Origin of the sequence: Oricola indica (assembly GCF_965227485.1) — a bacterium.
Taxonomy (GTDB): domain Bacteria; phylum Pseudomonadota; class Alphaproteobacteria; order Rhizobiales; family Rhizobiaceae; genus Oricola; species Oricola indica.
Genome location: NZ_OZ245747.1, coordinates 3,190,926 through 3,212,289, shown reverse-complemented (window position 1 = coordinate 3,212,289; position 21,364 = coordinate 3,190,926). Strand labels below are relative to the sequence as shown.

30 protein-coding genes are annotated in these 21,364 nt (G+C 62.7%); 22 read left to right on the top strand and 8 right to left on the bottom strand.

Annotated elements, in window-relative coordinates; genetic code table 11:
- Positions 1-10: 10 nt before the first annotated feature.
- The 4 genes from ACQK2M_RS16160 (at position 11) to gatA (ending at position 3,035) form a co-directional block, all read left to right on the top strand.
- Positions 11-685 (top strand): outer membrane protein, encoded by a 675-nt coding sequence (locus ACQK2M_RS16160; RefSeq protein WP_425418635.1) that lies wholly within the window; start codon positions 11-13, stop codon positions 683-685.
- Positions 686-792: 107 nt separating this feature from the next.
- Positions 793-1,080, top strand: a complete 288-nt coding sequence (gene gatC, locus ACQK2M_RS16155) for an Asp-tRNA(Asn)/Glu-tRNA(Gln) amidotransferase subunit GatC (RefSeq protein ID WP_425418634.1) — start codon at positions 793-795, stop codon at positions 1,078-1,080.
- Between the two features lie 6 nt (positions 1,081-1,086).
- Positions 1,087-1,557, top strand: a complete 471-nt coding sequence (locus tag ACQK2M_RS16150) for a GNAT family N-acetyltransferase (protein ID WP_425418633.1) — start codon at positions 1,087-1,089, stop codon at positions 1,555-1,557.
- Positions 1,554-3,035 (top strand): Asp-tRNA(Asn)/Glu-tRNA(Gln) amidotransferase subunit GatA, encoded by a 1,482-nt coding sequence (gene gatA / locus ACQK2M_RS16145; RefSeq protein ID WP_425418632.1) that lies wholly within the window; start codon positions 1,554-1,556, stop codon positions 3,033-3,035. Before ACQK2M_RS16150 ends, gatA begins: the two co-directional genes overlap by 4 nt.
- Positions 3,036-3,050: 15 nt before the next feature.
- Here gatA and ACQK2M_RS16140 read toward each other — a convergent pair whose 3' ends face one another.
- Positions 3,051-3,506, bottom strand: coding sequence for a hypothetical protein (locus ACQK2M_RS16140; RefSeq protein ID WP_425418631.1), 456 nt, complete (start codon positions 3,504-3,506; stop codon positions 3,051-3,053).
- A gap of 143 nt (positions 3,507-3,649) precedes the next feature.
- Here ACQK2M_RS16140 and ACQK2M_RS16135 point away from each other — a divergent pair, with 143 nt between their 5' ends.
- Positions 3,650-3,916, top strand: coding sequence for a hypothetical protein (locus ACQK2M_RS16135; RefSeq protein ID WP_425418630.1), 267 nt, complete (start codon positions 3,650-3,652; stop codon positions 3,914-3,916).
- A 9-nt stretch (positions 3,917-3,925) separates the two neighbouring features.
- On the opposite strand, the gene ACQK2M_RS16130 is transcribed toward ACQK2M_RS16135, so the two are convergent.
- Positions 3,926-4,507 carry a hypothetical protein gene (locus ACQK2M_RS16130; protein WP_425418629.1) on the bottom strand — a complete coding sequence of 194 codons (582 nt, stop codon included), beginning with the start codon at positions 4,505-4,507 and terminating at the stop codon, positions 3,926-3,928.
- Between the two features lie 214 nt (positions 4,508-4,721).
- On the opposite strand from ACQK2M_RS16130, the gene ACQK2M_RS16125 reads away from it, so the two are divergent.
- Positions 4,722-6,356 (top strand): vWA domain-containing protein, encoded by a 1,635-nt coding sequence (locus tag ACQK2M_RS16125; protein WP_425418628.1) that lies wholly within the window; start codon positions 4,722-4,724, stop codon positions 6,354-6,356.
- A 114-nt stretch (positions 6,357-6,470) separates the two neighbouring features.
- Here ACQK2M_RS16125 and ACQK2M_RS16120 read toward each other — a convergent pair whose 3' ends face one another.
- Positions 6,471-6,758 carry a DUF6455 family protein gene (locus ACQK2M_RS16120; RefSeq protein WP_425418627.1) on the bottom strand — a complete coding sequence of 96 codons (288 nt, stop codon included), beginning with the start codon at positions 6,756-6,758 and terminating at the stop codon, positions 6,471-6,473.
- A gap of 172 nt (positions 6,759-6,930) precedes the next feature.
- Here ACQK2M_RS16120 and ACQK2M_RS16115 point away from each other — a divergent pair, with 172 nt between their 5' ends.
- The 3 genes from ACQK2M_RS16115 (at position 6,931) to ACQK2M_RS16105 (ending at position 9,206) form a co-directional block, all read left to right on the top strand.
- Positions 6,931-7,077 (top strand): hypothetical protein, encoded by a 147-nt coding sequence (locus ACQK2M_RS16115; RefSeq protein WP_425418626.1) that lies wholly within the window; start codon positions 6,931-6,933, stop codon positions 7,075-7,077.
- Between the two features lie 120 nt (positions 7,078-7,197).
- On the top strand, positions 7,198-8,697 hold the full coding sequence (gene gatB, locus ACQK2M_RS16110; RefSeq protein ID WP_425418625.1) for an Asp-tRNA(Asn)/Glu-tRNA(Gln) amidotransferase subunit GatB: 1,500 nt from the start codon (positions 7,198-7,200) through the stop codon (positions 8,695-8,697).
- Positions 8,698-8,717: 20 nt separating this feature from the next.
- Positions 8,718-9,206 carry an N-acetyltransferase family protein gene (locus tag ACQK2M_RS16105; protein ID WP_425418624.1) on the top strand — a complete coding sequence of 163 codons (489 nt, stop codon included), beginning with the start codon at positions 8,718-8,720 and terminating at the stop codon, positions 9,204-9,206.
- A 65-nt stretch (positions 9,207-9,271) separates the two neighbouring features.
- Here ACQK2M_RS16105 and ACQK2M_RS16100 read toward each other — a convergent pair whose 3' ends face one another.
- Positions 9,272-9,910: a TetR/AcrR family transcriptional regulator gene (locus tag ACQK2M_RS16100; protein ID WP_425418623.1), complete on the bottom strand. Its 639-nt coding sequence runs from the start codon at positions 9,908-9,910 to the stop codon at positions 9,272-9,274.
- Positions 9,911-10,020: 110 nt separating this feature from the next.
- On the opposite strand from ACQK2M_RS16100, the gene ACQK2M_RS16095 reads away from it, so the two are divergent.
- The 6 genes from ACQK2M_RS16095 (at position 10,021) to ACQK2M_RS16070 (ending at position 14,355) form a co-directional block, all read left to right on the top strand.
- Positions 10,021-10,410, top strand: a complete 390-nt coding sequence (locus ACQK2M_RS16095) for an MAPEG family protein (protein WP_425418622.1) — start codon at positions 10,021-10,023, stop codon at positions 10,408-10,410.
- Positions 10,411-10,864: 454 nt separating this feature from the next.
- Complete coding sequence (locus ACQK2M_RS16090) at positions 10,865-11,869, top strand: AraC family transcriptional regulator (RefSeq protein WP_425418621.1); 1,005 nt, start codon at positions 10,865-10,867, stop codon at positions 11,867-11,869.
- 108 nt (positions 11,870-11,977) lie between these two features.
- Positions 11,978-12,805: an NmrA family transcriptional regulator gene (locus ACQK2M_RS16085; RefSeq protein ID WP_425418620.1), complete on the top strand. Its 828-nt coding sequence runs from the start codon at positions 11,978-11,980 to the stop codon at positions 12,803-12,805.
- A gap of 25 nt (positions 12,806-12,830) precedes the next feature.
- The gene (locus ACQK2M_RS16080; RefSeq protein ID WP_425418619.1) at positions 12,831-13,259 is read left to right on the top strand and encodes a DUF4345 domain-containing protein; all 429 of its coding nucleotides are present in this window, start codon (positions 12,831-12,833) and stop codon (positions 13,257-13,259) included.
- Between the two features lie 76 nt (positions 13,260-13,335).
- Positions 13,336-13,833 (top strand): DUF1772 domain-containing protein, encoded by a 498-nt coding sequence (locus tag ACQK2M_RS16075; RefSeq protein ID WP_425418618.1) that lies wholly within the window; start codon positions 13,336-13,338, stop codon positions 13,831-13,833.
- Between the two features lie 57 nt (positions 13,834-13,890).
- Complete coding sequence (locus ACQK2M_RS16070) at positions 13,891-14,355, top strand: N-acetyltransferase family protein (RefSeq protein WP_425418617.1); 465 nt, start codon at positions 13,891-13,893, stop codon at positions 14,353-14,355.
- A 236-nt stretch (positions 14,356-14,591) separates the two neighbouring features.
- On the opposite strand, the gene ACQK2M_RS16065 is transcribed toward ACQK2M_RS16070, so the two are convergent.
- Complete coding sequence (locus tag ACQK2M_RS16065; RefSeq protein WP_223478619.1) at positions 14,592-15,005, bottom strand: hypothetical protein; 414 nt, start codon at positions 15,003-15,005, stop codon at positions 14,592-14,594.
- Positions 15,006-15,093: 88 nt separating this feature from the next.
- On the opposite strand from ACQK2M_RS16065, the gene ACQK2M_RS16060 reads away from it, so the two are divergent.
- Genes ACQK2M_RS16060 through ACQK2M_RS16045 form a run of 4 tightly spaced genes read left to right on the top strand, consistent with a single transcriptional unit; the run spans position 15,094 to position 17,102 of the window.
- Positions 15,094-15,576, top strand: coding sequence for a DM13 domain-containing protein (locus ACQK2M_RS16060; protein WP_425418616.1), 483 nt, complete (start codon positions 15,094-15,096; stop codon positions 15,574-15,576).
- A 3-nt stretch (positions 15,577-15,579) separates the two neighbouring features.
- Complete coding sequence (locus tag ACQK2M_RS16055) at positions 15,580-15,966, top strand: DUF427 domain-containing protein (RefSeq protein ID WP_425418615.1); 387 nt, start codon at positions 15,580-15,582, stop codon at positions 15,964-15,966.
- Positions 15,953-16,621, top strand: coding sequence for a DNA-3-methyladenine glycosylase I (locus ACQK2M_RS16050; RefSeq protein WP_425418614.1), 669 nt, complete (start codon positions 15,953-15,955; stop codon positions 16,619-16,621). The genes ACQK2M_RS16055 and ACQK2M_RS16050 overlap by 14 nt, the downstream gene beginning before the upstream one ends.
- 7 nt (positions 16,622-16,628) lie before the next feature.
- Positions 16,629-17,102, top strand: coding sequence for a GNAT family N-acetyltransferase (locus ACQK2M_RS16045; protein WP_425418613.1), 474 nt, complete (start codon positions 16,629-16,631; stop codon positions 17,100-17,102).
- Here ACQK2M_RS16045 and ACQK2M_RS16040 read toward each other — a convergent pair.
- Positions 17,083-17,826, bottom strand: a complete 744-nt coding sequence (locus tag ACQK2M_RS16040; protein ID WP_425420062.1) for a glutathione S-transferase family protein — start codon at positions 17,824-17,826, stop codon at positions 17,083-17,085. The two genes, ACQK2M_RS16045 and ACQK2M_RS16040, sit on opposite strands and share 20 nt — an antisense overlap.
- Before the next feature lie 120 nt (positions 17,827-17,946).
- On the opposite strand from ACQK2M_RS16040, the gene ACQK2M_RS16035 reads away from it, so the two are divergent.
- The 3 genes from ACQK2M_RS16035 to ACQK2M_RS16025 all read left to right on the top strand — a co-directional run bounded on the left by ACQK2M_RS16035 (position 17,947) and on the right by ACQK2M_RS16025 (position 19,340).
- Positions 17,947-18,330 (top strand): MarR family winged helix-turn-helix transcriptional regulator, encoded by a 384-nt coding sequence (locus ACQK2M_RS16035; protein WP_425418612.1) that lies wholly within the window; start codon positions 17,947-17,949, stop codon positions 18,328-18,330.
- A gap of 86 nt (positions 18,331-18,416) precedes the next feature.
- Positions 18,417-18,815, top strand: a complete 399-nt coding sequence (locus ACQK2M_RS16030) for an NADH:ubiquinone oxidoreductase subunit NDUFA12 (protein WP_425418611.1) — start codon at positions 18,417-18,419, stop codon at positions 18,813-18,815.
- Positions 18,816-18,917: 102 nt separating this feature from the next.
- Complete coding sequence (locus tag ACQK2M_RS16025) at positions 18,918-19,340, top strand: DUF2155 domain-containing protein (protein ID WP_425420061.1); 423 nt, start codon at positions 18,918-18,920, stop codon at positions 19,338-19,340.
- A gap of 3 nt (positions 19,341-19,343) precedes the next feature.
- Here the strand turns inward: ACQK2M_RS16025 and aat are convergent, their stop codons facing one another.
- Together aat and accC are read right to left on the bottom strand one after the other, a co-directional pair.
- Positions 19,344-19,961, bottom strand: coding sequence for a leucyl/phenylalanyl-tRNA--protein transferase (gene aat / locus ACQK2M_RS16020; RefSeq protein WP_425418610.1), 618 nt, complete (start codon positions 19,959-19,961; stop codon positions 19,344-19,346).
- Between the two features lie 36 nt (positions 19,962-19,997).
- The gene (gene accC / locus ACQK2M_RS16015; protein WP_223478627.1) at positions 19,998-21,347 is read right to left on the bottom strand and encodes an acetyl-CoA carboxylase biotin carboxylase subunit; all 1,350 of its coding nucleotides are present in this window, start codon (positions 21,345-21,347) and stop codon (positions 19,998-20,000) included.
- Between the last annotated feature and the right edge of the window lie 17 nt (positions 21,348-21,364).

Genomic DNA, 21,364 nt, shown 5'->3' with positions numbered 1-21,364 from the left:
GAAACGCCCAATGAAAAAGTATCTCACCTGTACAGCAGCCACAGTCGGCCTGTTGTTTTCTTCGGCCGGCCTTGCGGCCGCAGCGGATGAAATCGGCTATCCGTCCTATGGGCTCTATGCGAGCCTTCACGGCGGCTGGTACCTGCCGCAGGAACCGACCGCCACGTTCGAGGTCGGTCCGGACACAGTGCTCGGCGGTATCAATGTCGATAATGGCTACCGCATTGGCGGCGCGATCGGGTACGACCTCACCCGCAATTTCGCGGTGGAATTCGAAACGTCCTTCGCGCGCGCGAACGTCAACTCGATCGATGTCGGTCCGCCCGTCGATGCGACGCAGCCGGCGCCCGGCTACGGCACGCTCCTGACCCTGATGGGCAATGCGATCGTCGGCGAGGATTACGGCAAGTGGCGGCCCTATGTCGGCGCCGGTATCGGTGGTGCGCTCGTCTCGCTCAATGTCGATTTCATGTCCGGTCTCGACGACAGTGACTGGGCGCTCGCCGGACAGGTCTTCGCCGGTATCGACTATGCGATCAGCGACAATGTCTCGGTGGGTGCGCGTTATCGCTACCAGCATGTCGGTTCGACCAGTTACACCGACGACGGTGGTGACGCCGTCGGCCTCAGCGATTTTGGCGCACACAGCATCGAATTCGGCCTGAAGGTCAAATTCGGCAGCTAGGCCTTCTATAAGACCATCGCGCTGACAGGGACGGGCGCGGCGCGTGTTGCGCCGCGCAAAAGGCAAGGCTATAGCGGGCGAAAGCGAATGATCTCCCGGAGAATTCCATGTCCGTCGACCTTGCCACCGTCAAGCGCGTCGCCAAACTCGCCCGCATCGCCGTTACCGAAGAGGACGCGGCGAAGATGGAGGGTGAACTCAACACAATCCTCGGCTTCGTCGAGCAGCTGAACGAAGTCGATGTCTCGGGTGTCGAGCCGATGACTTCGGTGACGCCGATGGAGATGAAGAAGCGCACCGACGCTGTGACCGACGGCGAGAAGGCAGGCGACATCGTTGCCAATGCGCCGGCGACAGAAGACAATTTCTTCCTCGTGCCCAAGGTGGTGGAGTAGGCGCTCATGGCGATCGCAATCACTCGCGAGACGCCTTTGCAGGATGACGTGCGCGGCCTGGTCGCCGCTCTCAACGACTATCTCATCCCGCTGTCGCCGCGCGAGTTCCAGTTCCAGATGACCGTCGAGCAGATGGATGGTCCGCAGACCGTGCTGTTCGTCGCCCGTGACGAGAGCGGCAAGGCCGTCGGCATGGGCGCGCTGAAGGTGCATGACGGGACCTTCGGCGAGGTCAAGCGCATGTATACGGATCCCGCCGTGCGCGGCTCCGGCATCGGCCGGAAGCTCCTAGACGCCATCGAGGCCGAGGCACGCGAGCGTGGACTGGCCGACTTGAAGCTCGAAACCGGTGGCACGCCGCCTTTCGCGGACACCTGGACCGTCTATGAACGGTGCGGGTTTTCGCGCTGCGGCGTCTTCGCCGACTATCCCGATACGCAATACAACGTCTTTTACGAAAAGAAGCTGACCGCATGACCGATCTGACCAGCCTCACCATTGCCGAAGCGCGCGAGAAACTGCGCGGCAAGGAGGTCACCTCCGCCGAACTGACCGACGCCTATCTGGCCGCCATCGACGGCGCCAACGGCGCGCTGAACGCTTATGTGAAGGTGACGCCGGAGAAGGCGCGCGCCATGGCGAAGGCGTCCGACGAGAAGCTCGCCAGGGGCGAAGGCGGCGCGCTGGAGGGCATACCGCTCGGCATCAAGGACCTGTTCGCCACCGAAGGCGTCCATACACAGGCCTGCAGCCATGTGCTGGACGGTTTCGAGCCGCGCTACGAATCGACTGTCACCGCCAATCTGTTCGCCGACGGCGCGGTCATGCTCGGCAAGCTGAACATGGACGAATTCGCGATGGGCTCGTCCAACGAGACGTCTTATTACGGCCCGGTCAAGAACCCGTGGCGCGCGAAAGGCTCCAACAGGGACCTCGTGCCCGGCGGATCGTCGGGTGGCTCGGCCTCGGCCGTCGCCGCGCATCTGTGCGCCGGCGCGACGGCCTCCGACACGGGCGGCTCGATCCGCCAGCCGGCGGCGTTCACCGGCACGGTCGGCATCAAGCCGACCTATGGGCGCTGCTCGCGCTGGGGCATCGTCGCCTTCGCCTCGTCGCTGGACCAGGCGGGCCCGATCGCCCGCGACGTGCGCGATGCTGCGATCATGCTGAAATCGATGGCATCGACCGACGACAGGGACACGACCTCCGTCGACCTGCCGGTGCCGGATTACGAGGCAGCGATCGGCCAGTCGGTGAAGGGCATGAAGATCGGCATTCCCGCCGAATACCGAATGGACGGGATGCCCGAAGAGATCGAAGCGCTGTGGCAGCAGGGCATCGAATGGCTGAAGGACGCCGGCGCGGAGATCGTCGATATCTCCCTGCCGCATACCAAATACGCCCTGCCGGCCTATTACATCGTCGCGCCGGCGGAAGCCTCGTCCAACCTCGCGCGCTACGACGGCGTGCGCTACGGGCTGCGCGTTCCGGGCGATGACATCATCGACATGTACGAAAAGACCCGCGCCGAAGGCTTCGGCGCCGAGGTGAAGCGCCGCATCATGATCGGCACCTACGTGCTGTCCGCAGGCTATTACGACGCCTATTACCTGAAGGCGCAGAAAGTGCGCACGCTGATCAAGCGGGACTTCGAGACGGTTTTCGACAAAGGCGTCGATGCGATCCTGACCCCCGCCACGCCCTCGGCGGCCTTCGGCATCGCGGATCAGGAGATGGCGGCCGATCCGGTCAAGATGTATCTGAACGATATCTTCACGGTGACGGTGAACATGGCCGGCCTTCCGGGCATCGCCGTTCCGGCCGGTCTCGACCACCAGGGCCTGCCGCTGGGCCTCCAGCTGATTGGCAAGCCCTTCGACGAGGAAACGCTGTTCCGTACCGGCCATGTCCTCGAACAGGCCGCCGGAAAGTTCGCGCCGGAGAAGTGGTGGTAGGCTGCGTTTCGCGCCTTACTGCGCTCCGCGCAGGGCGGCGCTTCCGCGCCAGGGTTTGATCTCGCAACGGCGTAGCACGCGTCCCGCCTCAGCGGTCACCGTGAAGCCGATGCCCGAGGAGGCTTCGGTCGTGTCGCTGCCGGGGCCGAGCGCCATCAGGGCGGTGTCGCGGTCGTGACCGCGGAGATTCACGATCGCCTTGTCGAAGCATTCGCAGGACAGCGTGATTTCCGCGTTGGTCCTGATGCCGGCCATCCGGCTGCCATACGCCTCGGTGCAGGTCGCGTATGCTTTCCCGCGCTGGTAGTAGGAACTGTCCATCTTGCGCATCGCGTCACGCAACGAGCTTTTCGCATCGGCGACCAGCACTTCGACGCTGCCCAGTTGTCCGGTCGCGCTAAGATGCGAAGCGGCTCCGCCAAGTGCGCCGGCAGCGAGGACTGTCGAGAAGAGGACAAGTGAAAAGCGCAAGATACTTCCTTTCCGGCAGTAAACCTTGCCAAAATCGCGTGAAGAAAACCTTGCGGTTTCGGTCGAGCATTTCGAAAAGTACGGATTTCGCGCACATTGGCACCGCCAAATGTGCGAATGGTCAGCATTGAATGGAGATTTCCATGTCCACAGCCAACGAACTGCTGCTCGAAGCCCTCGACAGCTTGAAAGCCGGCGATTTGCGGACCGGGCCGGAATGGGAGCGCGCCCACGAGATTTGCCAGGCGCATGAAGGCGAGGCGGATTTCGACTGGATTCACGCGCTGTGCCACCGCATCGAGGGCGATGACGGGAATGCCGGCTACTGGTATCGCAGCGCGGGCCGCGCGCGGAACCGGGGCACGATAGCCGAGGAATGGGCCGCGATCCGGGATGCTCTCGCGGGGTAAGGCCGCTTCCTACAATGCCGCGATGTCGCAGCGCTGGAAAAGAAGGCGCAGGCGGAACTGCATAAGGATCGATTGAAACGGACTGCTCGTGAGGGGGTTCGCGGTGCCGTCCCTGGAGAACTTCATGGCATTTCGTTCGAGCTGTCCGGCGATGTCTCGCCCTTGCGCGCGGCGAACACTCGATTCGTATCCGGATGGACTTCCGTTGCGAGGATAGGCGGTCTGGCTCGTGAGGCGGATGCTGTCACGCACGGAGCTTTCGAACAGCCGCAGATAGATCAGCGGGACGGCGATTTCCTGCGAAGCCGTAGTCCAAGTGCCATAGGCATCGCCGAAGCACCGGCAGGCTTCCTGGCGCTTCAACGGGGTTTTGCGCGTCATCACGCGCGAGAAGTCGCGCATGCATATGCGGTATCCGTCATTCGCACTGCGGGACGTGCTGTCGGGCGATTCGCCAAAGGCCGCGCCGTGCAGCGCCATGATCCCGGATCCGGCTGAGGAGAGGGCGTTTGGGTTGTGTTGAAGGTAGCTCGCTCCGGCTCCGACGACGCCGGCAAAAACGATTGCGGCGGCGATCAGTTTGACGGACATGGCGCGTTCCTTCTTCTCGACCATGCGCGTCCTGGATCGGACCGCCGGTCGCCAGCTCCACGCGCAACCATAGCATGCAGCCATTAACAGAATGCCCAACCCTGCCTTGCGTTTTGTATCCATGCGCATCGCTGTGCGCTTTCGCACATGTCACGCGCCACCACCCGGCTACAGCTCGGGCTCCCAACGCAATCGCAAGCAAGGAGAAGGGGTAATGCGCATAATGATCCGATTGTTCATATTTCTGACGATGGTGGCCGCGGGGCCGGCCCTGGCCGCGGATCGAGCCATCATTGTGATGGACGCATCCGGCTCCATGTGGGGCCAGATCGCCGGCAAGACCAAGATAGAGATCGCCCGCGAAACGCTCGCTGGCGTTCTGCCCGACATTCCAGGTGACATGGAACTCGGCCTGATTGCCTATGGCCACCGCGAAAAGGGCGTATGCTCCGATATCGAGGAAATCGTTCCGCCCGCCGCCGGCACGCGCGAGCGTATCGCCGAGGCGGTCAACGGGCTCAATCCGAAGGGCAAGACACCGCTCAGCGACGCGGTTCTGCAAGCCGCCCAGTCGCTCCGATACACCGAGGACAAGGCGACCGTCATCCTCGTCACGGACGGGATCGAGACCTGCGAGGCCGATCCCTGCGCGGTGGCGAGCGAACTCGAAAAGGCCGGTGTCGATTTCACCGTCCATGTCGTCGGCTTCGGCCTGTCGGAGGAAGAGGGCAAGCAGGTCTCCTGCCTCGCCGAGAACACCGGCGGGCTCTATCTGCAGGCCAAGGACGCCGACGAGCTGTCCGAAGCGCTGACCCAGACCGTCGCGGCGGCACCGGAGCCGGAACCGGCGCCTGAACCGGCAGCTATCGAAGACAATGTCACATTCACGGCGGTTCTCGCGGAAGGCGGCAGCGATTACGACCTCAACGGACGCTGGGATTACTTCCCGATGGAGGGCGGCAATCCCGCCGAGAAATCCGTGAAGGGCGGATATGACACGGTCTTCACCACGACGCTCGAACCGGGCCGCTACCTGCTGCGCTACCGGAAGGACATGGTCGTCTCCGAGACGGTGGTCGAGGTGACGGAAGGCGAGGCGATCGACCGGGACCTCGTTCTCGACGCCGGTGTCGTCACCGTCCGCGTGCTGCCCGACGATGGCGCGGACGTGGATAACGCGGCTCGTTTCGATCTCGAGATCGGCGATGTCCGGGATGGCGGTTACGGCGAGGGCACCAAGGTGGTTCCCGCAGGCGAAATCCGGCTGACGACCCGGCTCGGCGAAAGCAATGCCGAAGAAAGCTTCACGCTGGCTGCGGGAGAGATCGTGGAGCGCGAGGTTGTGATGGGAATCGGTATCCTTACGATCAATGCCGAATATTCCGAGGGTGGCCCGGTGGTTGAGTCTGGCAGTCTGCGGGTCGACGTGTTGTCGGGCAAGAAGTCGCTGGACGGCAAGCGCAAGGACATCGATGGCGGCTACGGACCGGGCAATGAGTTCAAGCTGCCTCCCGGCGACTATGTCGTGCGCGCCCGCCTCGACAAGGCGATCGCCGAAGCGCCTGTCACCGTGACGCGTGGCGAGATGACGGACATCACCGTCAACCTCGACGCCGGTGTCCTGTATGCCACCGCGCCGGGCGCCTACCGGATCGATGTCTTCGAGGCGAAAGCCGACCTTCAGGGCAATCGCGACCAGATCGACGGCACCTATGGCGAGGAATACCAGATCACCCTCAATCCGGGCGACTATCTGGTTGTCGCGACAATGGGTGACAGCAATGGCGAGACGAAGGAAGCGACCGCCAGAGTGACGGCCGCCGAACGCAGCGAAGTCACGATCGACTAGGCAGCGGCTAAAGCCCGAAAATATGCATGAAAAAACCCCCGGATTGTACTCCGGGGGTTCTTTTGTGGTTCCGGCGAGGGAGGAACAAGCTGGAGTGCCGGAACCGGGAGCCGGTTACGCGGTCTGCAGGGCCTCCTCGGCCTCGATCTCGTGCTTGAGACGCTCGAAGAGGTCGTGATTCTTGCAGAAATAGGGTGTTTCGTCCGGTTGATCGTTTTCGGCCATCCAGGACTGGCAGGTATCCTCGCGGCCGCAATCGGCGCAACGCGCCTGGGCCCGCTTCATCACAGCGTCGCTGTTCGGGCGCGATTCCAGCGCGCCGCACATGCGCAGCTTGTCGACCATGACATGGAACAGCGAGCCGCGTCCCGGGGCTGCAAAGAAGTGGCGCATGGAAAGCATTGGAATTCCCCCTCCAGTGATCATTTGTGGAGGCAGTTTCCCGCCCTTTGTCCGCATCGACATTGATCCTGATCAAATGGCCGGACGCAGACGCTCTTGTTCCGTCTCCACGCCGGAGCGGATTTCCGATAGTCTCGCCATCTGAGTCGCAACCCATCAGGAAACCGCCGGAATGAACCGAAATATCCTTTATATCGTCGTCGCCGCACTTGTGGTCGCGGTCGCCGTTATCGGCTATCTCTACTATCAGGAACAGCAGAAACCCGATGGCATCAAGATAGAACTCGGCGAGAAGGGGCTCTCCATAGAAGCCGAGTAATCGCGGACCGGACGGGCTGGCCGAAGGGGCCTGGTGGATACTCCGCCAAGCAAAAGCGGCTTGCAGCCATTATTGCGTTGCACTATCGAAACGGAAACATTCCGAACCGAAAAGCACCACATGACCCTCGTCGATACCCGTACACCCGAACCGAAACGCTTCATTCCCGGCGCGACCGGCGATTGGGAGATCATTATCGGCATGGAAGTCCATGCCCAGGTGATCTCCAATTCGAAGCTGTTTTCGGGTGCCTCGACAGAGTTCGGCGCGGAGCCGAACAACAATGTCTCGCTGATCGACGCGGCGATGCCCGGCATGCTGCCGGTGATCAACGAGGAATGCGTCAGGCAGGCGGTGCGCACCGGCCTCGGCCTGAAGGCGAAGATCAACAATCGCTCGATCTTCGATCGCAAGAACTACTTCTTCCCCGACCTGCCGCAGGGCTACCAGATCTCCCAGTTCAAGGATCCGATCGTCGGCGAGGGCAAGATCATCATTTCGGTCGGTCCGGACAAGCAAGGCAATTTCGAGGATGTCGAGATCGGTATCGAGCGGCTGCATCTCGAACAGGATGCCGGCAAGTCGATGCACGACCAGCATCCGACCATGTCCTATATCGACCTGAACCGCTCGGGCGTGGCGCTGATGGAGATCGTCTCCAAGCCGGACTTGCGCTCCTCCGACGAGGCCAAGGCCTATATGACCAAACTGCGCTCGATCGTGCGCTATCTCGGGACGTGTGACGGCAATATGGACGAGGGCTCGATGCGCGCCGACGTCAACGTCTCCGTCCGCAAGCCGGGCGGCGAGTTCGGCACGCGCTGCGAGATCAAGAATGTCAACTCGATCCGCTTCATCGGCCAGGCGATCGAATACGAGGCGCGCCGCCAGATCGCCATTCTCGAGGATGGCGGCTCGATCGACCAGGAAACCCGTCTCTTCGATGCCACCAAGGGCGAGACGCGCGCCATGCGCTCCAAGGAGGACGCGCACGACTACCGCTATTTCCCCGATCCGGACCTGTTGCCGCTTGAATTCGACGACGCTTTCGTCGCCGAACTGGCGAGCGATCTGCCGGAGCTTCCGGATGAGAAGAAATCGCGATTTGTCTCGCTGGGACTCTCCGCTTATGATGCTTCCATTCTGGTCTCGGAGAAGGCAATCGCGGACTATTTCGAAAAGGTAGCGGACGGACGCGATGCCAAGGCGGCGGCGAACTGGGTGATCAACGATCTGCTCGGTGCGCTGAACAAGGCCGGCCTGTCGATCGACGAGACGCCGGTGACGCCCGCGCAACTCGGCGGCGTGATCGACCTCATCAAGAGCGGCGACATCTCCGGCAAGATCGCCAAGGACCTTTTCGAGATCGTCTGGAACGAAGGCGGCGACCCGGCGAAGATCGTCGAGGATCGCGGCATGAAGCAGGTCACCGACACCGGCGCCATCGAAGCCGAGGTCGACAAGATCATCGCGGCCAATCCCGACAAGGTGGAACAGGCAAAGGCGAAGCCGACGCTCGCCGGCTGGTTCGTCGGGCAGGTCATGAAAGCCACCGGCGGCAAGGCCAATCCGCAGGCCGTTCAGGCGCTGGTGAAATCCAAGCTCGGCATCGAGGACTAAGTCAGGGGGAGACTGTCAGAATGTGGCTACGGACGGCATCGCAGGATGATCTAGAGACCATCAGCGCCATGTTGTCCGAGACATGGCACGCCACCTATGACAACATCTACGGCAAGGAGAAGGTCGCCGAACTGACCGAGGCCTGGCATTCCGTGCCGGCGCTCAAGCAGCGGCTGTCGAAGCCGCGCTCCGAGTTCATCGTCTGCGACGACGGCGCGGAGATCACAGGCATGGCCTTCGTCAGCCAGATCGACTCCGAAACCTCCATGCTGCACCAGCTCTATGTGCGGCCGTCCGCGCAGGGGCAGGGCGTCGGCAAGAAACTGCTGATCGAGATGGAAGCCTGCTTCCCGGACGTCCGCAAGATCCGCCTCGAAGTCGAGGAGGCCAACGACCGCGCCATCGCCTTTTACGAACGCGAGGGCTTCAAGCGGGTCGACACAACGCCCGATTGCGGCGTCAAGGGCTCCGGCATCCCGGCCGTGATCATGGAAAAGGTGATCTGGTAGGCGACTGATCGAAGAATGGGCCGAAGCGGCCCGGGGTACGGCGGACGACGGCTTTGAGCCCGAGATCAACAAGACTGCGCGTTGCCGGCCTGTCCGCTCTGATCGGCGTGAAGTGAAGCGTGCCTCAATATCTCTTTCGCGGACTGGCCCGCAGCCAAACGGATCTGCCTGGCCAAGTCGGAGTCCGGAAGCGCCCGCGAAAGCACCATTCCTCCAACGCAAAGGGCGCTGATCGATTGCGCCCATTGCTTTGTCTCGTCCTTCTCCGCGGACATATTCGCCTGAAACAGAGAGACCATCGCCTCGAGCAGGACCTGCAGGGATTTCTGCGCGTCTGCGCCACCCCGGGCAATATCGGACGGCAAAGCAATCATCGGGCACTGGCCGTCCAGATCGTTCAGGTGCTCGGGCGACAGATAGGCGTCGATCATCTGAAACGCCATCTCGGGTTTCAGGTTGGTCACATCCACGCCGGCGTCTTTGCGCCATACTGCGCCACGCCCCATCAAGAAGCTCATCACGGCTTCGCTGAACAGGTCTTCCTTGTTCTTGAAGTGGTTGTAGAACCCGCCGCGCGTCAGCCCGGCCGCCTGCATCACCATGTCTATCGAAACACCGTTGAAGCCGTGCCGGTTGAACAACACGCGAGCTGTCTCGACAATCTTCGCGCGCGTTTTCTTTTTATGGTCAGCACTGTACGGCATCTTTCCCTCCGGTGTCCGACAGCACGGTACCACGTGCTAAAATATGTTCTTTATCATATTTAGAAACGTGCCAATCGTGTTGTCATCGCGCAAGGCAAGGAACTCCCCCCATGGCTCCCACACTGCTCCCGGTCACATTCACCTTCATCAGCGTTCTCGCGATCTGTCTTATGCCGCTCACCGGTTGGATCGGCCTCTATCGCGGCAAGACGAATATCCTGCGTGCCGACGGCGGCGACCCGACCCTTTTCAAACGCATCCGAATTCACGGCAATCTGATGGAGAACGCACCGCTTTTTGCGCTTGTCCTCGGCGCGTCCGAGACCGCTGGCCTCGGGTCGTCATGGCTCTTGCTGGCAGTGGTCACGTTTCTGGCAGGGCGTGTCCTGCACTACATGCTCTACGACAGAAAAACACGCGGCGTGGCGATGTCCGTGACATTGCTACCGGGCTTGTTAATGGGGTTCTGGCTTCTGTTTCAACTTCATAGCCAAGTCTAGACTATCCGCATTGGGGATTGGGGTCGGGGTGACCTGAGCTGACATTCTTCGAAGTGCTTTCATCTGGAGAGAAAGGGTAAGAGTCTCGAAGGGGGCCGAAAGCGGACTGTCGGCTTTCGGTGTTCGAAGTAAGTACAGCGGACATTCCGCACGAGAGGTGCACCGCCCCTTCCGTCCTTGAGGGACTATTCGGCGATTCTACGATGAACGGCCGCGTTGCGGACGGAGCTGACGTTCGTACCTTCGCAAGCAACGACCGATGCCAGCCCGAGAGCGGACCCATATTTGGCAACTTGCCGCCCCCTTGGGCACATGCAGGTCGGGCGGAAAGCAAACCTTCACTGCACGTGCAGGTTGGATGCAAGGTTTAGCGCAAAGAGGACATCCAGTTCGCTTCGCGCCCAGATCCACCGCGAGCTTGGCTGCTCACCATGCGTGCCGTAGACTGCGAGGCATGGGATATGTGACGTCGCTCTTCGCGCGCAAGGTGGTCGCCGCGGCGGGCGGCGGGGTCGATGCTGCGGCGATGCTGGCCAGTGTCGGGATCGCCCCCGACGGCCCCTGGGATGCCGGGCAGATGGTTCCGGCCGAGCGCTACTACGAAATGCTCGAAAGACTCGCCGATGAGATCGACGTGACCGAACTGCCGGTGCGCTCGGGCGCCTCCATGCGGATTGACGAATACGGCGCGCTCGGTTTGGCCTTCAAGGCGGCGCCGACGCTCGGAGCGTCCTATGCGAGGGTGGAACGCTACGCGCGACTGTGGACCAGCGTCGTCGAATACGAGCTGCGGCCGGCCACCGGGGGCACGCTCTTCATCCTGCATCGGGCGGGAGAACGGCGCCTCGGGATGCGGCTGTCGAACGAAGCGACCCTTGCGAGCGCGGTCTCCATCGCAAGGCAGGTCTGCCCGGTGCCGCTCGCACCCGTGGAAGTGCTGGTCCGGCATCCCGCCCCGCGCTCGATCGCCGCGCACGAGGCATGGTTCGGCTGCCCGGTGCGCTTCGGCGCCGAACTCGACGCGATCCTCTATGCCGACGAGACGCTGGCCCGGCCCAACATTCTCGGGGACGAGGGAATCTCGCAATACCTCACCACGCATCTCGACGCGGAACTGTCCGAGATCACCCGGGAGGCTGCGCTTGTCACGCAGGCGAAAGCCGCAATCGCCCAGGCCCTCAGCGAGGGGGCGCCGAAGATGGCCGAAATCGCCCGCGGCCTCGGACTCAGTGCGCGGTCCTTTCACAGGCGCCTCTCCGAGCACGGAATGAACTTTCAGAGCCTCACCGAGGAAACACGCCGCGATCTCGCCGAGGGGCTGTTGCGCGACGAGAGCCATTCACTGGCCGAAATCGCGTTTCTGACCGGTTTCTCCGAGCAGAGCGCCTTTACTCGCGCGTTCAAGCGCTGGGTCGGCACGACGCCCGCGACCTACCGCAAGGATATCTCCCACCGCTGACGGACGCATTGGCGACGGCGGTCAAAAGGCTGGCATCGCCGGTCAATACCGCGCGGCATCCCCGCGCTTATGCCTTGGCTACCGATATTAAAGCCAGGGAGATACCCCATGAAAGACCAATCGATCCTCGTCATTGGCGCGACCGGCAAGACCGGTCACCGCGTCGCCAGCCGCCTCGAGGCTCTGGACATTCCGGTGCGCCGCGGCTCGCGCAGCTCTGCAACGCCCTTCGACTGGGAGGCGCCGGAGACCTGGGCGCCGGCCCTGCGCGGGGCCCGTGCGGCCTATGTCACCTACTTTCCCGATCTCGCCTTCCCCGGAGCCGTGGAAAAGCTCGAGTCCCTCTGCGAGACGGCCCGCGACGTGGACGTCGAGCACCTCGTGCTGCTCTCCGGCCGCGGCGAACACCACGCGCGGCTGGGGGAAGACGTGGTGCGCAATTCCGGCATCGACTTCACGATCGTCCGGGCCGCCTGGTTCGCGCAGAATTTCTCTGAGGGTTACCTGCGCGATCCGGTCCTGGCCGGCGTCCTTCCGATGCCCGGCGGAGATGTCGCTGAGCCCATTCTCGACATCGACGACATTGCCGATGTCACCGTCGCGGCGCTGACCGAAGAGGGCCACAAGGGCGAGCTCTACGAGGTGACTGGCCCGCGGCTGATGACCTTCGCGGAGATGGCGGCCGAGCTCTCGCAGGCCACCAAGCGCGAGATTCGGCATATCCCGATCAGCTTTGAGGCGTTTCACGCCAACATCGCCGAGGCTGGCGGCACCTTCGTCGCTGACGTCTTCACCGCCATTGCGCGCGAAACGCTGGACGGGCGCAACGCCCACAACACGGACGGTGTGATGCGCGCGCTTGGCCGCAGCCCCCGCGACTTTGCCGATTTCGCCCGGGACGCCGCCCGAATCGGCGCCTGGACAAGCGCCGCCTGACACCAGTCATCGAAAGGAACATGACATGAGACCTACCCTGTTCGAGAAGATCGCGCTTGGCCTCTCCGGCCTCACCGCACTCACCATAGGCGCTGCGATACTGTTCGCGCCGCACGCCTTCTACGCCAGCTACGGCATCACGCTCGGCGAGGACGCCAACCTGCTGAGCGAATTGCGCGCCCCCGGCGCCGGGCTCGCCGGTTTGGGCATTCTGATGCTGCTCGGCATCTGGCGGCATGCGGTCTTGCCTGTTGGCATGGCGGCAGCCCTGACGGTCTTCATCGCCTTTCCGGCCGGGCGGCTGGTCGGGCTCGTGGTGGACGGGATGCCGTCCGGCAGCGTCATCGGCGCGCTTATCGCCGAACTGGTCATCGCGGTGCTGTGCCTGGCGGCCTTCCGTCGGCGCGCTTGGCCGGCTGCGTCTCGCCTCTCCGCAGCGCAGCCCGCGCGCTGAGCCTGCCGCGGCGGCGCTGCCATTTTCACCGCGCCGTCGCCATTTCCAACGGAACGCTCCACAAGGAGACAGACCAATGCTTCATCAACTCTTCGAAATCGGCCTTGTCGCCGCAACGCTTGCCGCGGGCCTCGTCGCGGGTGTGTTTCTCACCTTCTCCGATTTCGTGATGCGCGCGCTTGGACGAGCCGAGCCCGTAGCCGGAATCGAAGCGATGCAGATGATCAACCGTGAGGTCCATCGGTCGCTGTTCGTCACGCTCCTCCTCGGGTTGGCCGTTGTATCGATCGTGCTCGCGGTCGTCGGGATGTACCTTGCAGGACCTGACGTGGCGCTCTGGCTCGCCGCTGCCGCCGGATTCTACATTGTTGGCGTGGTGGTGGTCACCGCCCGCAAGAACGTTCCGATGAACCAACACCTCGACCGCATGGAACATCGGAGCCCCGACGCACGTTCCTATTGGGCCACCTACACGCGCGATTGGACCCGCTGGAACCATCTGCGCTGGGTCGCCGCGCTGGCCGCCGCGATCGGCTACCTTGGCGCGACCGTCACGGTCGCCGGACAGGTATGACTGGAGTCCGGCAGGGTCGGTCGCCCTCGGCCTGCCGCGCGTTCGAAGGACAAGACCATGATCGATGCACCGCTTACCTTTCGCCCGGCGTGCGAAACCGATCTGTTCGAGATCGTCGAGATGCTGGCAGACGATCCGCTGGGTGAATCGCGCGAGGATCTGCGGGATCCGCTCCCGAGGGCCTACCACGCGGCCTTTGCCGCAATCGAAAGCGACCCGAACCAGTTGCTGGTCGTTGCCGAGCGCAACGGGACGGTCGTCGGAACATTGCAGCTCAGCTTCTTGCCCGGCCTTGCCAGGCAAGGAGCCTGGCGTGGACAGATCGAAGCGGTGAGGATCGCGACCGATCATCGGGGTGGGAAGCTTGGTCAAGCGATGTTTGCCTGGGCGATCAGCGAATGCAGGGCACGTGGGTGCTCCTTGGTTCAGCTCACCACGGACAAGGCCCGGCCAGACGCCCATCGCTTCTATGACCGTCTGGGTTTTGAACCGACCCATATCGGATACAAGCTAAAGATCTAAGGAAGCGCACCGAACCGCTCTATCGAGCGAACGCCCGCTCTGCAGTTGTTCAAGATCAGCTTTTAATGACCGACGTGGGGGCGCGAAGCTGCCGATATCATTGTCGAGACGAAGTGCCACGGAGGGCCGAAGCGTCCGCTTCGCAAACGCCGGCAGTCGATTGATTGACCGGCGAGAATTTGCTGAAAACGGTCATGTGTCCCTGATGGTGTACGGGACACGCATGAACCCCCGCGTTACCGCGTTTCGTTTCCCTCCGGGTCGTATATCTGCACCACCGAACACTCGATCACGTAGTCCCGTGCCTCCGGGTCGCAGGTGGCGTCGGCGGCGTTTTGGGCGATCTGCTCGCTTGGCAACCCGCAGATCACCTCGTGCCAGTGCAGGCCTTCCTGGTGCTGGACGAAGATATCGACGCTCCAGCCGGCGGGTTGGCACCAGTTGGTGCGGATGCAGTCCTCGTCGCGCGCGCCCGTCTCCATGCATTGCGCGACCGCGCAGGCAAAGCCTTCCTCCGGCGTCGCGCCCATGCACACGCCGCTTCCCTGTTCCGGGGCCTGTACGAAGGCGATGCCCTTGGGTCCGTCCTGCGCGGCGGCGGGAAATGCGGCCAGCGCCGCGATGACGAGGATGTGAATGGGCCTGATCATGAAGCTCTCCCGAACGTGACCGCCGCAGACTAGCACGCTGCGCCAAACGGGCATACGTTTGTCGCGCTGGTCCAGGGGGAGAAGCAAGATGATCCGTTTCCTGAAAATCGCCATTCCCGTTTTCATCGTCGGTTTCGTCGCGGGCAACGCCTTCTGGTATCTGGCGTCTCCGCTCTGGATCGACCGCGAGGTCAACGAGGCGCTGCCGGCCGAGTTCATGGCGACAGCCCTCAAGGAAGGCCGCTTTCGCGATGCCGATCTCGCGCACAAGGGCGAGGGCAGGGCGCAGATCATGCGCAGCGCCGCCGGAACCGCGCTGGTGCGCCTGACCGAATTCACCGTCACCAACGGCCCCGATCTCGAGGTCTGGCTGGTCAAGACGCCGGACCCGCAGTCCTCCGACGACGTCAAGCAGAGCGAGTGGGTCTCGCTCGGTCCGCTCAAGGGCAACAAGGGTGACCAGACCTATCTCGTGCCCGATGGCACCGATATCGACGCCTATGGCTCCGTCGTCATCTGGTGCGAACAGTTCGGCGTCCTCTTTTCGCCCGCCACGCTCACCGAGGTCTGATCCATGTCCCGCGCAACGATCCACAATCCCGACAATGACGCCCATTTCATGCGGATCAAGCCGGTGCGCGCCGCCGTCCGCGTCGGTCGCGGTTCGACGCTGCTCGCCGAATCGCGCAACGCGCTGTGGGTGCTGGAAAACGGCAGGGACGTCTACGACCCGGTGATCTACATACCGGAGGCCGACATCACCGGACGGCTGGAACCGGTCGCCGGAAAATCCACCCATTGCCCGCTGAAGGGCGACGCTTCCTATTTCACGCTGAACGGCGAGGAGGTCGCCTGGACCTACGACCGGCCGTTCGAATGGTCGCAGCAATTGCGCGGCCATGTCGCGTTCGATGCCGGCAAGGTGACGATCGAGGTGACCGGGACCGATGCGCTCCTTTGACGAAATCTTCGCGATCGCGGCGGATCGCAAGGGTGGTGCGGACGCCTTGAATGCACTGTTGGAACCGCCATCCGCCCAAGCCGATCTTGCCGCCATTCCGGATGATCGCTGGCTCGCCCAATCGACGAAATGCATCTTCAACGCCGGCTTCAACTGGAAGGTCGTCGAGGCGATGTGGCCCGGTTTCGAAGCGGCGTTCGAGGGTTTCGATCTCGGCCGCTGCGCCATGCTGAACGACGAGGATATCGCCCGTCTCGCGTCCGACACCCGAATCGTCCGCCATGGCGGCAAGATCCGCTCCGTGCAGGAAAACGCGGTTTTCTTCGCGGAACTGGCGAAGGAACATGGATCGGTCGGCAAATTCATCGCCGACTGGCCGGACGGGGACTATGCCGGTCTGCTGGCTTTCCTGAAGAAACGCGGTTCGCGCCTCGGCGGCAATACCGGGCAGTATTTCCTGCGCTTCATGGGCAAGGACAGCTACGTACTGTCGCGCGACGTGGTGGCCCGGCTGATCGCCGAGGGCGTGATCGACAAGGAGCCGACCTCGAAATCGGCCATGGCCGCCGTGCAGGAGGCGTTCAACACGTGGCGCAGCCAGTCCGGCCGTTCGCAAAAGGAAATCAGCCGCACGCTGGCGATGAGCATAGGGTAGGGCGGCGATGGACATGCCGGTTGGAAACGCTGTCATAAGGGACGCCGTGGAGGCGGACGTCGCGGCACTTGCGGCGATCTTTGCCGCCGATGACAAGGGCGGGCATGGCGACACGGCCGATCCCTCGGCCCTGCCTTCTTATCTCGCCGCATTCCGGACAATCGAGAACAGCGCGGACAACCGGTTGTTCGTGATCGAATACGGTGGCGAGGTCGTCGGCACGGCCCAGGTCACCTTCATCACGTCTCTTTCTGGGCGCGGCTCGACCAAGATGACGATCGAGGCCGTGCAGATTCGCAGCGACATGCGCGGCCGTCGCCTCGGCGAGCGGCTGATGCGGCATTGCATCGAATTCGGCCGGGCGCGGGGCGTGGCGCTTATCGACCTGATGTCGAACAGCGTGCGCACCGACGCGCACCGCTTCTACGAACGGCTCGGCTTCGTGAAGTCCCATGCCGGGTTCAAGATGAAACTCGAGTGACAGCCGTTCGTTTGCCGGTCGCTCGGTCTCGTATCAGTGTCGATATGTGGCTGTTTCTCGCCAACAGGAACTGGCGTAGCCGCCGGGAGTAGTCGCCCGGTGCTGCATTCATAACCGAAGGCCTTGCCATTACGGCGCTGCGCCATTCGGCAACCGGGCCATTCGGCTCGTGCAGGCGAAAGTCTTCGATCGTGTCGAAAACATCGAGGTATCGGAAAATTGTTCCCCATACTCCGTCTATCATCCGGAATTCGGCGCCGGAGAAATACGGTCCGGAGATTTCTCCTCCAATCCGGTTGAACCTGTCTGCAAGCGCCGCCCGCGCCGTTTCGAACTCCGCAGCGTTGGCCCGGTAGAAAGTGCCGATTGCCTTGAGCGTTTCGGAGCCGAATTCGATCCATGAACGATGGCGCGCCTTGGCCAATGCGTCGGCCGGGTGGAGTGATCCCTCCGTAACCTCTTCCAGGTACTCCGCGATGACCTGACTCTCGAACAGGACATCTCTGCCAACGGTCAAAACCGGGACGCGTCCCAGTGGCGAGATCTGGGTGAACCAGGCCCGCTTGTCGGCCAAGTCTATGTAAACTCGCTCGTGATCGACGCCCTTTTCCGTAAGCACGATGACCGCACGCTGAACATAGGGGCAGAGGTGGTGGCTTATCAAAGTAGGTTTGGTTTTCACAGGACTCTCCTTAAGAATGCATCTGCATGTATATGAATGCATATGCATTAAAATCAACCTTGATGCAAGTGCATGAATGTGATTGGGTTGGGGATGAACCGGATTCCCGACGATAGAGTGATGAGGGCCTGGGCGCGGCTGGTGCGGGCGCAGGACGTGGTCATGACCGAGGTCGAGCGCGCGTTGAAATCGGCCGACCTTCCATCGCTTTCCTGGTACGACGCGCTTCTCGAGATCGAGCGCTCGGGGGAAGACGGTATCCGCCCGTTTGAACTAGAAAAAGAGCTGCTTCTTCCGCAATACGGTCTGTCGCGGCTGCTCTCGCGACTGGAGAATGCCGGCTATACGGTCCGCAAATCGGCACGGGACGACGGCCGTGGCCATCGTGTCGCCATTACCGATGAAGGGAGCAGGATTCGGAAAGCGATGTGGCCGGTATACGCGCAAGCTATCGATGACAGCTTTGCCGCGCACCTTACTTCCGGAGAGATTGGCCTCCTGACCGAGGCACTCGGGAAGATCGTTGCCGGAAACCGGATCGGGTGATGTCGAGTGGGGCCATCTGCCCTTGCATTCGCCTTGTTGCAGCGCCATAAACGGGGGAGCGAGAACACGCGCCGGAACAGATCACGATGATGAAATTCCTCACCCGCTTCTTCACCTGGTGGAACGGCCAGACGCTCAGCACGCAGTTCTATACATGGCGTAAGGGCGAGCGTGTCGGCGAGGACGAATTCGGCAATATCTACTATCAGGGCGGCAAGGACGCCGAGGGGCGCACGCGCCGCTGGGTGATCTATAACGGCTACTCGGAAGCCTCCTCGATTCCGGCCGGATGGCATGGCTGGATGCACCACCGGACCGAGACGCCCCCTTCCAAGGAAGAGTACACGCCGCGCGAATGGCAGAAGCCACATCGCCAGAACATGACGGGGACCGCCGGCGCCTATCGTCCGCACGGCTCCATGTACAACCCGGAAAGCCGCCCTGTGGTGACCGGCGACTACGACGCCTGGACGCCCGGCGACTGACGGAAATTTCGCCGCCCGGGTCGAATTTTTTCCGCGCTTCTGCCACAAGTTGGGTCTAGTGATTCCATCGAGAGACGGAACCGGGACGAAATCGGGATCATGATGCGCGCATTTTTCAGAATTTCTGCAGGAGCGGCGGTGCTGGCGGCAATGCTGGCGTCTGTTCCCGCAAACGCGGAACGCGCGCAGAACCCGGTCGCGGAGTTTTCCGGCATCGACAAGATCACCGGCCGCATCATTACCTTCGACGTCTATATCGACGAAACGGTGCAGTTCGGCGCGCTGCAGGTGACGCCGCGCGTCTGCTATTCGCGCTCGGACAACGAGGCGCCCGGATCGGATTCCTTCGTCGAGGTCGACGAGATCACGCTGGACCGCAAGATCCGCCGCATCTTTACCGGCTGGATGTATGCCGACAGCCCCGGTCTCAACGCCGTCGAACACGCGGTCTATGACGTCTGGCTGAAAAGCTGCAAGGCCAACTCCGACGTCCCGCCGCCGGAAACCAGCGCCGGCGCCAACTGATCCTCAGTCGAATTCGGCTTCGCCCGCAAGCGCGTCGGCCAGCATGTCCTCATATTCGTCATGCGGCACGTCGATTGCGCCGAAGCGCTTCAGGTGTTCCGTCGTGAACTGCGTGTCCAGCAGCACAAAACCACGCTCCCTTAGCCGTTCGACAAGATGGACGAGGCAAATCTTGGACGCGTCGGTCTTTCGCGAGAACATGCTCTCGCCGAAGAAGGCGCGGCCAAGCGTGACCCCGTAGAGCCCGCCGACGAGCTGGTCGTCGTCCCATGCCTCGACCGAATGTGCGTGCCCCATCCCGTTCAATTGGCAGTACAGGTCCCGGATCGTCCGGTTGATCCATGTGCGTTCGCGGTCGGTCGTCGTCTCCGCGCAGGCACCGATGACCTGCCGGAAAGCCGTGTTGATACGGATGTCGAAGGGCGCCTGTCGCACCTTCTTGGCGAGGCTTTTCGGGATGTGGAAGGCATCGAGCGGCAGGACGCCGCGCATTTCCGGTTGGACCCAGAAGATTTCCGGATCATCCGCATCGTCCGCCATCGGGAAGATGCCGGCCGCATAGGCCCGCAGCAGGATCTGCGGTGTCAGGCCGCGCTTTCCACCATCGTCGCTACGTGTCATTGCGCCGGCGCTCCCGCGCGCGGACGCCGCCCGGTGTCACGGGGCGGACGATGCCGCAAGGTATTTTTCCAGCCAGTGAATATCGTAATCGCCATTGGCGATGTCGATGTTCTGCACGAGGTCCTGGAACAGCGGCAGCGTCGACTTGATGCCATCGACCACGAACTCGTCGAGACAGCGGCGCAGACGCATCATGCATTCGACGCGGTTGCGGCCATGCACGATCAGCTTGCCGATCAGGCTGTCGTAATAGGGCGGGATGCGGTAGCCGGCATAGACGCCGGAATCGACGCGCACGCCAAGCCCGCCGGGCGTGTGGTAATGGGTGATCGTGCCGGGCGAGGGCATGAAGGTCCGCGCATCCTCGGCATTGATGCGGCACTCGATGGCGTGCCCCTCGAAGGTGATCTCGCTCTGGCGCACCGACAGGCCCGCGCCGGCTGCCACGCGCAACTGCTCATGCACGAGGTCGATGCCGGTAATCGCTTCGGTAACCGGATGTTCGACCTGAAGGCGGGTGTTCATCTCGATGAAGTAGAACTCGCCATTCTCGTAGAGGAATTCGACCGTGCCCGCGCCGCGATAGCCCATTTCGGCGACCGCATTGGCGCAGATCTCGCCGATCTCCTTGCGCTGCTTGGCGTTGAGAGCCGGTGAATTGGCTTCTTCCCAGACCTTCTGGTGGCGGCGCTGCAGCGAACAGTCGCGTTCGCCGAGATGGACGCCCGCGCCCTTGCCGTCGCCGACGACCTGCACCTCGATGTGGCGCGGCTTGCCGAGGAACTTCTCGATATAGACCTCGTCATTGCCGAAGGCTGCACCGGCTTCCGAACGCGCGGTCTGGAGCGCGACCACGAGGTCGTCCTCCGTGCGCGCGACTTTCATGCCGCGTCCGCCGCCGCCGGCCGTCGCCTTGATGATGACCGGATAGCCGATATCGGCGGCGATGCGCTTCGCTTCGCGCTCGTCGCTGACGCCGCCTTCCGAACCGGGGACGACCGGGATGCCCAGCCTTGCGGCCGTGCGCTTCGCCTCGATCTTGTCTCCCATTATCGAGATATGCTGGGCGGTCGGGCCGATGAAGGTGATTTCGTGGGCTTCGAGGATCTCCGCGAATTTCGCGTTCTCGGACAGGAAACCGTAGCCCGGATGCACGGCATCCGCGCCGGTGATCTCGCAGGCCGCGACGATCTGGTGGATGTTGAGATAGCTGTCGCGCGACGGCGGCGGTCCGATGCAGACGCTCTCATCGGCGAGCTTCACATGCATCGCCGATTCGTCGGCCGTCGAATGGACCGCGACGGTCGCGATGCCGAGTTCCTTGCAGGCGCGCAGGACCCGGAGCGCGATTTCTCCGCGATTGGCGATGAGGACCTTGTTGAACATGGGACTTTCCGCTCCGC

What these genes read in the sequence shown, in the direction of transcription:
- ACQK2M_RS16160 (WP_425418635.1), top strand. Translation starts at nt 11, where the DNA reads ATGAAAAAGTATCTCACCTGTACAGCAGCCACAGTCGGCCTGTTGTTT.
- gatC (WP_425418634.1), top strand. Translation starts at nt 793, where the DNA reads ATGTCCGTCGACCTTGCCACCGTCAAGCGCGTCGCCAAACTCGCCCGC.
- ACQK2M_RS16150 (WP_425418633.1), top strand. Translation starts at nt 1,087, where the DNA reads ATGGCGATCGCAATCACTCGCGAGACGCCTTTGCAGGATGACGTGCGC.
- gatA (WP_425418632.1), top strand. Translation starts at nt 1,554, where the DNA reads ATGACCGATCTGACCAGCCTCACCATTGCCGAAGCGCGCGAGAAACTG.
- ACQK2M_RS16135 (WP_425418630.1), top strand. Translation starts at nt 3,650, where the DNA reads ATGTCCACAGCCAACGAACTGCTGCTCGAAGCCCTCGACAGCTTGAAA.
- ACQK2M_RS16130 (WP_425418629.1), bottom strand. Translation starts at nt 4,507, where the DNA reads ATGTCCGTCAAACTGATCGCCGCCGCAATCGTTTTTGCCGGCGTCGTC.
- ACQK2M_RS16125 (WP_425418628.1), top strand. Translation starts at nt 4,722, where the DNA reads ATGCGCATAATGATCCGATTGTTCATATTTCTGACGATGGTGGCCGCG.
- ACQK2M_RS16120 (WP_425418627.1), bottom strand. Translation starts at nt 6,758, where the DNA reads ATGCTTTCCATGCGCCACTTCTTTGCAGCCCCGGGACGCGGCTCGCTG.
- ACQK2M_RS16115 (WP_425418626.1), top strand. Translation starts at nt 6,931, where the DNA reads ATGAACCGAAATATCCTTTATATCGTCGTCGCCGCACTTGTGGTCGCG.
- gatB (WP_425418625.1), top strand. Translation starts at nt 7,198, where the DNA reads ATGACCCTCGTCGATACCCGTACACCCGAACCGAAACGCTTCATTCCC.
- ACQK2M_RS16105 (WP_425418624.1), top strand. Translation starts at nt 8,718, where the DNA reads ATGTGGCTACGGACGGCATCGCAGGATGATCTAGAGACCATCAGCGCC.
- ACQK2M_RS16100 (WP_425418623.1), bottom strand. Translation starts at nt 9,910, where the DNA reads ATGCCGTACAGTGCTGACCATAAAAAGAAAACGCGCGCGAAGATTGTC.
- ACQK2M_RS16095 (WP_425418622.1), top strand. Translation starts at nt 10,021, where the DNA reads ATGGCTCCCACACTGCTCCCGGTCACATTCACCTTCATCAGCGTTCTC.
- ACQK2M_RS16090 (WP_425418621.1), top strand. Translation starts at nt 10,865, where the DNA reads ATGGGATATGTGACGTCGCTCTTCGCGCGCAAGGTGGTCGCCGCGGCG.
- ACQK2M_RS16085 (WP_425418620.1), top strand. Translation starts at nt 11,978, where the DNA reads ATGAAAGACCAATCGATCCTCGTCATTGGCGCGACCGGCAAGACCGGT.
- ACQK2M_RS16080 (WP_425418619.1), top strand. Translation starts at nt 12,831, where the DNA reads ATGAGACCTACCCTGTTCGAGAAGATCGCGCTTGGCCTCTCCGGCCTC.
- ACQK2M_RS16075 (WP_425418618.1), top strand. Translation starts at nt 13,336, where the DNA reads ATGCTTCATCAACTCTTCGAAATCGGCCTTGTCGCCGCAACGCTTGCC.
- ACQK2M_RS16070 (WP_425418617.1), top strand. Translation starts at nt 13,891, where the DNA reads ATGATCGATGCACCGCTTACCTTTCGCCCGGCGTGCGAAACCGATCTG.
- ACQK2M_RS16065 (WP_223478619.1), bottom strand. Translation starts at nt 15,005, where the DNA reads ATGATCAGGCCCATTCACATCCTCGTCATCGCGGCGCTGGCCGCATTT.
- ACQK2M_RS16060 (WP_425418616.1), top strand. Translation starts at nt 15,094, where the DNA reads ATGATCCGTTTCCTGAAAATCGCCATTCCCGTTTTCATCGTCGGTTTC.
- ACQK2M_RS16055 (WP_425418615.1), top strand. Translation starts at nt 15,580, where the DNA reads ATGTCCCGCGCAACGATCCACAATCCCGACAATGACGCCCATTTCATG.
- ACQK2M_RS16050 (WP_425418614.1), top strand. Translation starts at nt 15,953, where the DNA reads ATGCGCTCCTTTGACGAAATCTTCGCGATCGCGGCGGATCGCAAGGGT.
- ACQK2M_RS16045 (WP_425418613.1), top strand. Translation starts at nt 16,629, where the DNA reads ATGGACATGCCGGTTGGAAACGCTGTCATAAGGGACGCCGTGGAGGCG.
- ACQK2M_RS16040 (WP_425420062.1), bottom strand. Translation starts at nt 17,826, where the DNA reads ATGCATTCATATACATGCAGATGCATTCTTAAGGAGAGTCCTGTGAAA.
- ACQK2M_RS16035 (WP_425418612.1), top strand. Translation starts at nt 17,947, where the DNA reads ATGACCGAGGTCGAGCGCGCGTTGAAATCGGCCGACCTTCCATCGCTT.
- ACQK2M_RS16030 (WP_425418611.1), top strand. Translation starts at nt 18,417, where the DNA reads ATGATGAAATTCCTCACCCGCTTCTTCACCTGGTGGAACGGCCAGACG.
- ACQK2M_RS16025 (WP_425420061.1), top strand. Translation starts at nt 18,918, where the DNA reads ATGCGCGCATTTTTCAGAATTTCTGCAGGAGCGGCGGTGCTGGCGGCA.
- aat (WP_425418610.1), bottom strand. Translation starts at nt 19,961, where the DNA reads ATGACACGTAGCGACGATGGTGGAAAGCGCGGCCTGACACCGCAGATC.
- accC (WP_223478627.1), bottom strand. Translation starts at nt 21,347, where the DNA reads ATGTTCAACAAGGTCCTCATCGCCAATCGCGGAGAAATCGCGCTCCGG.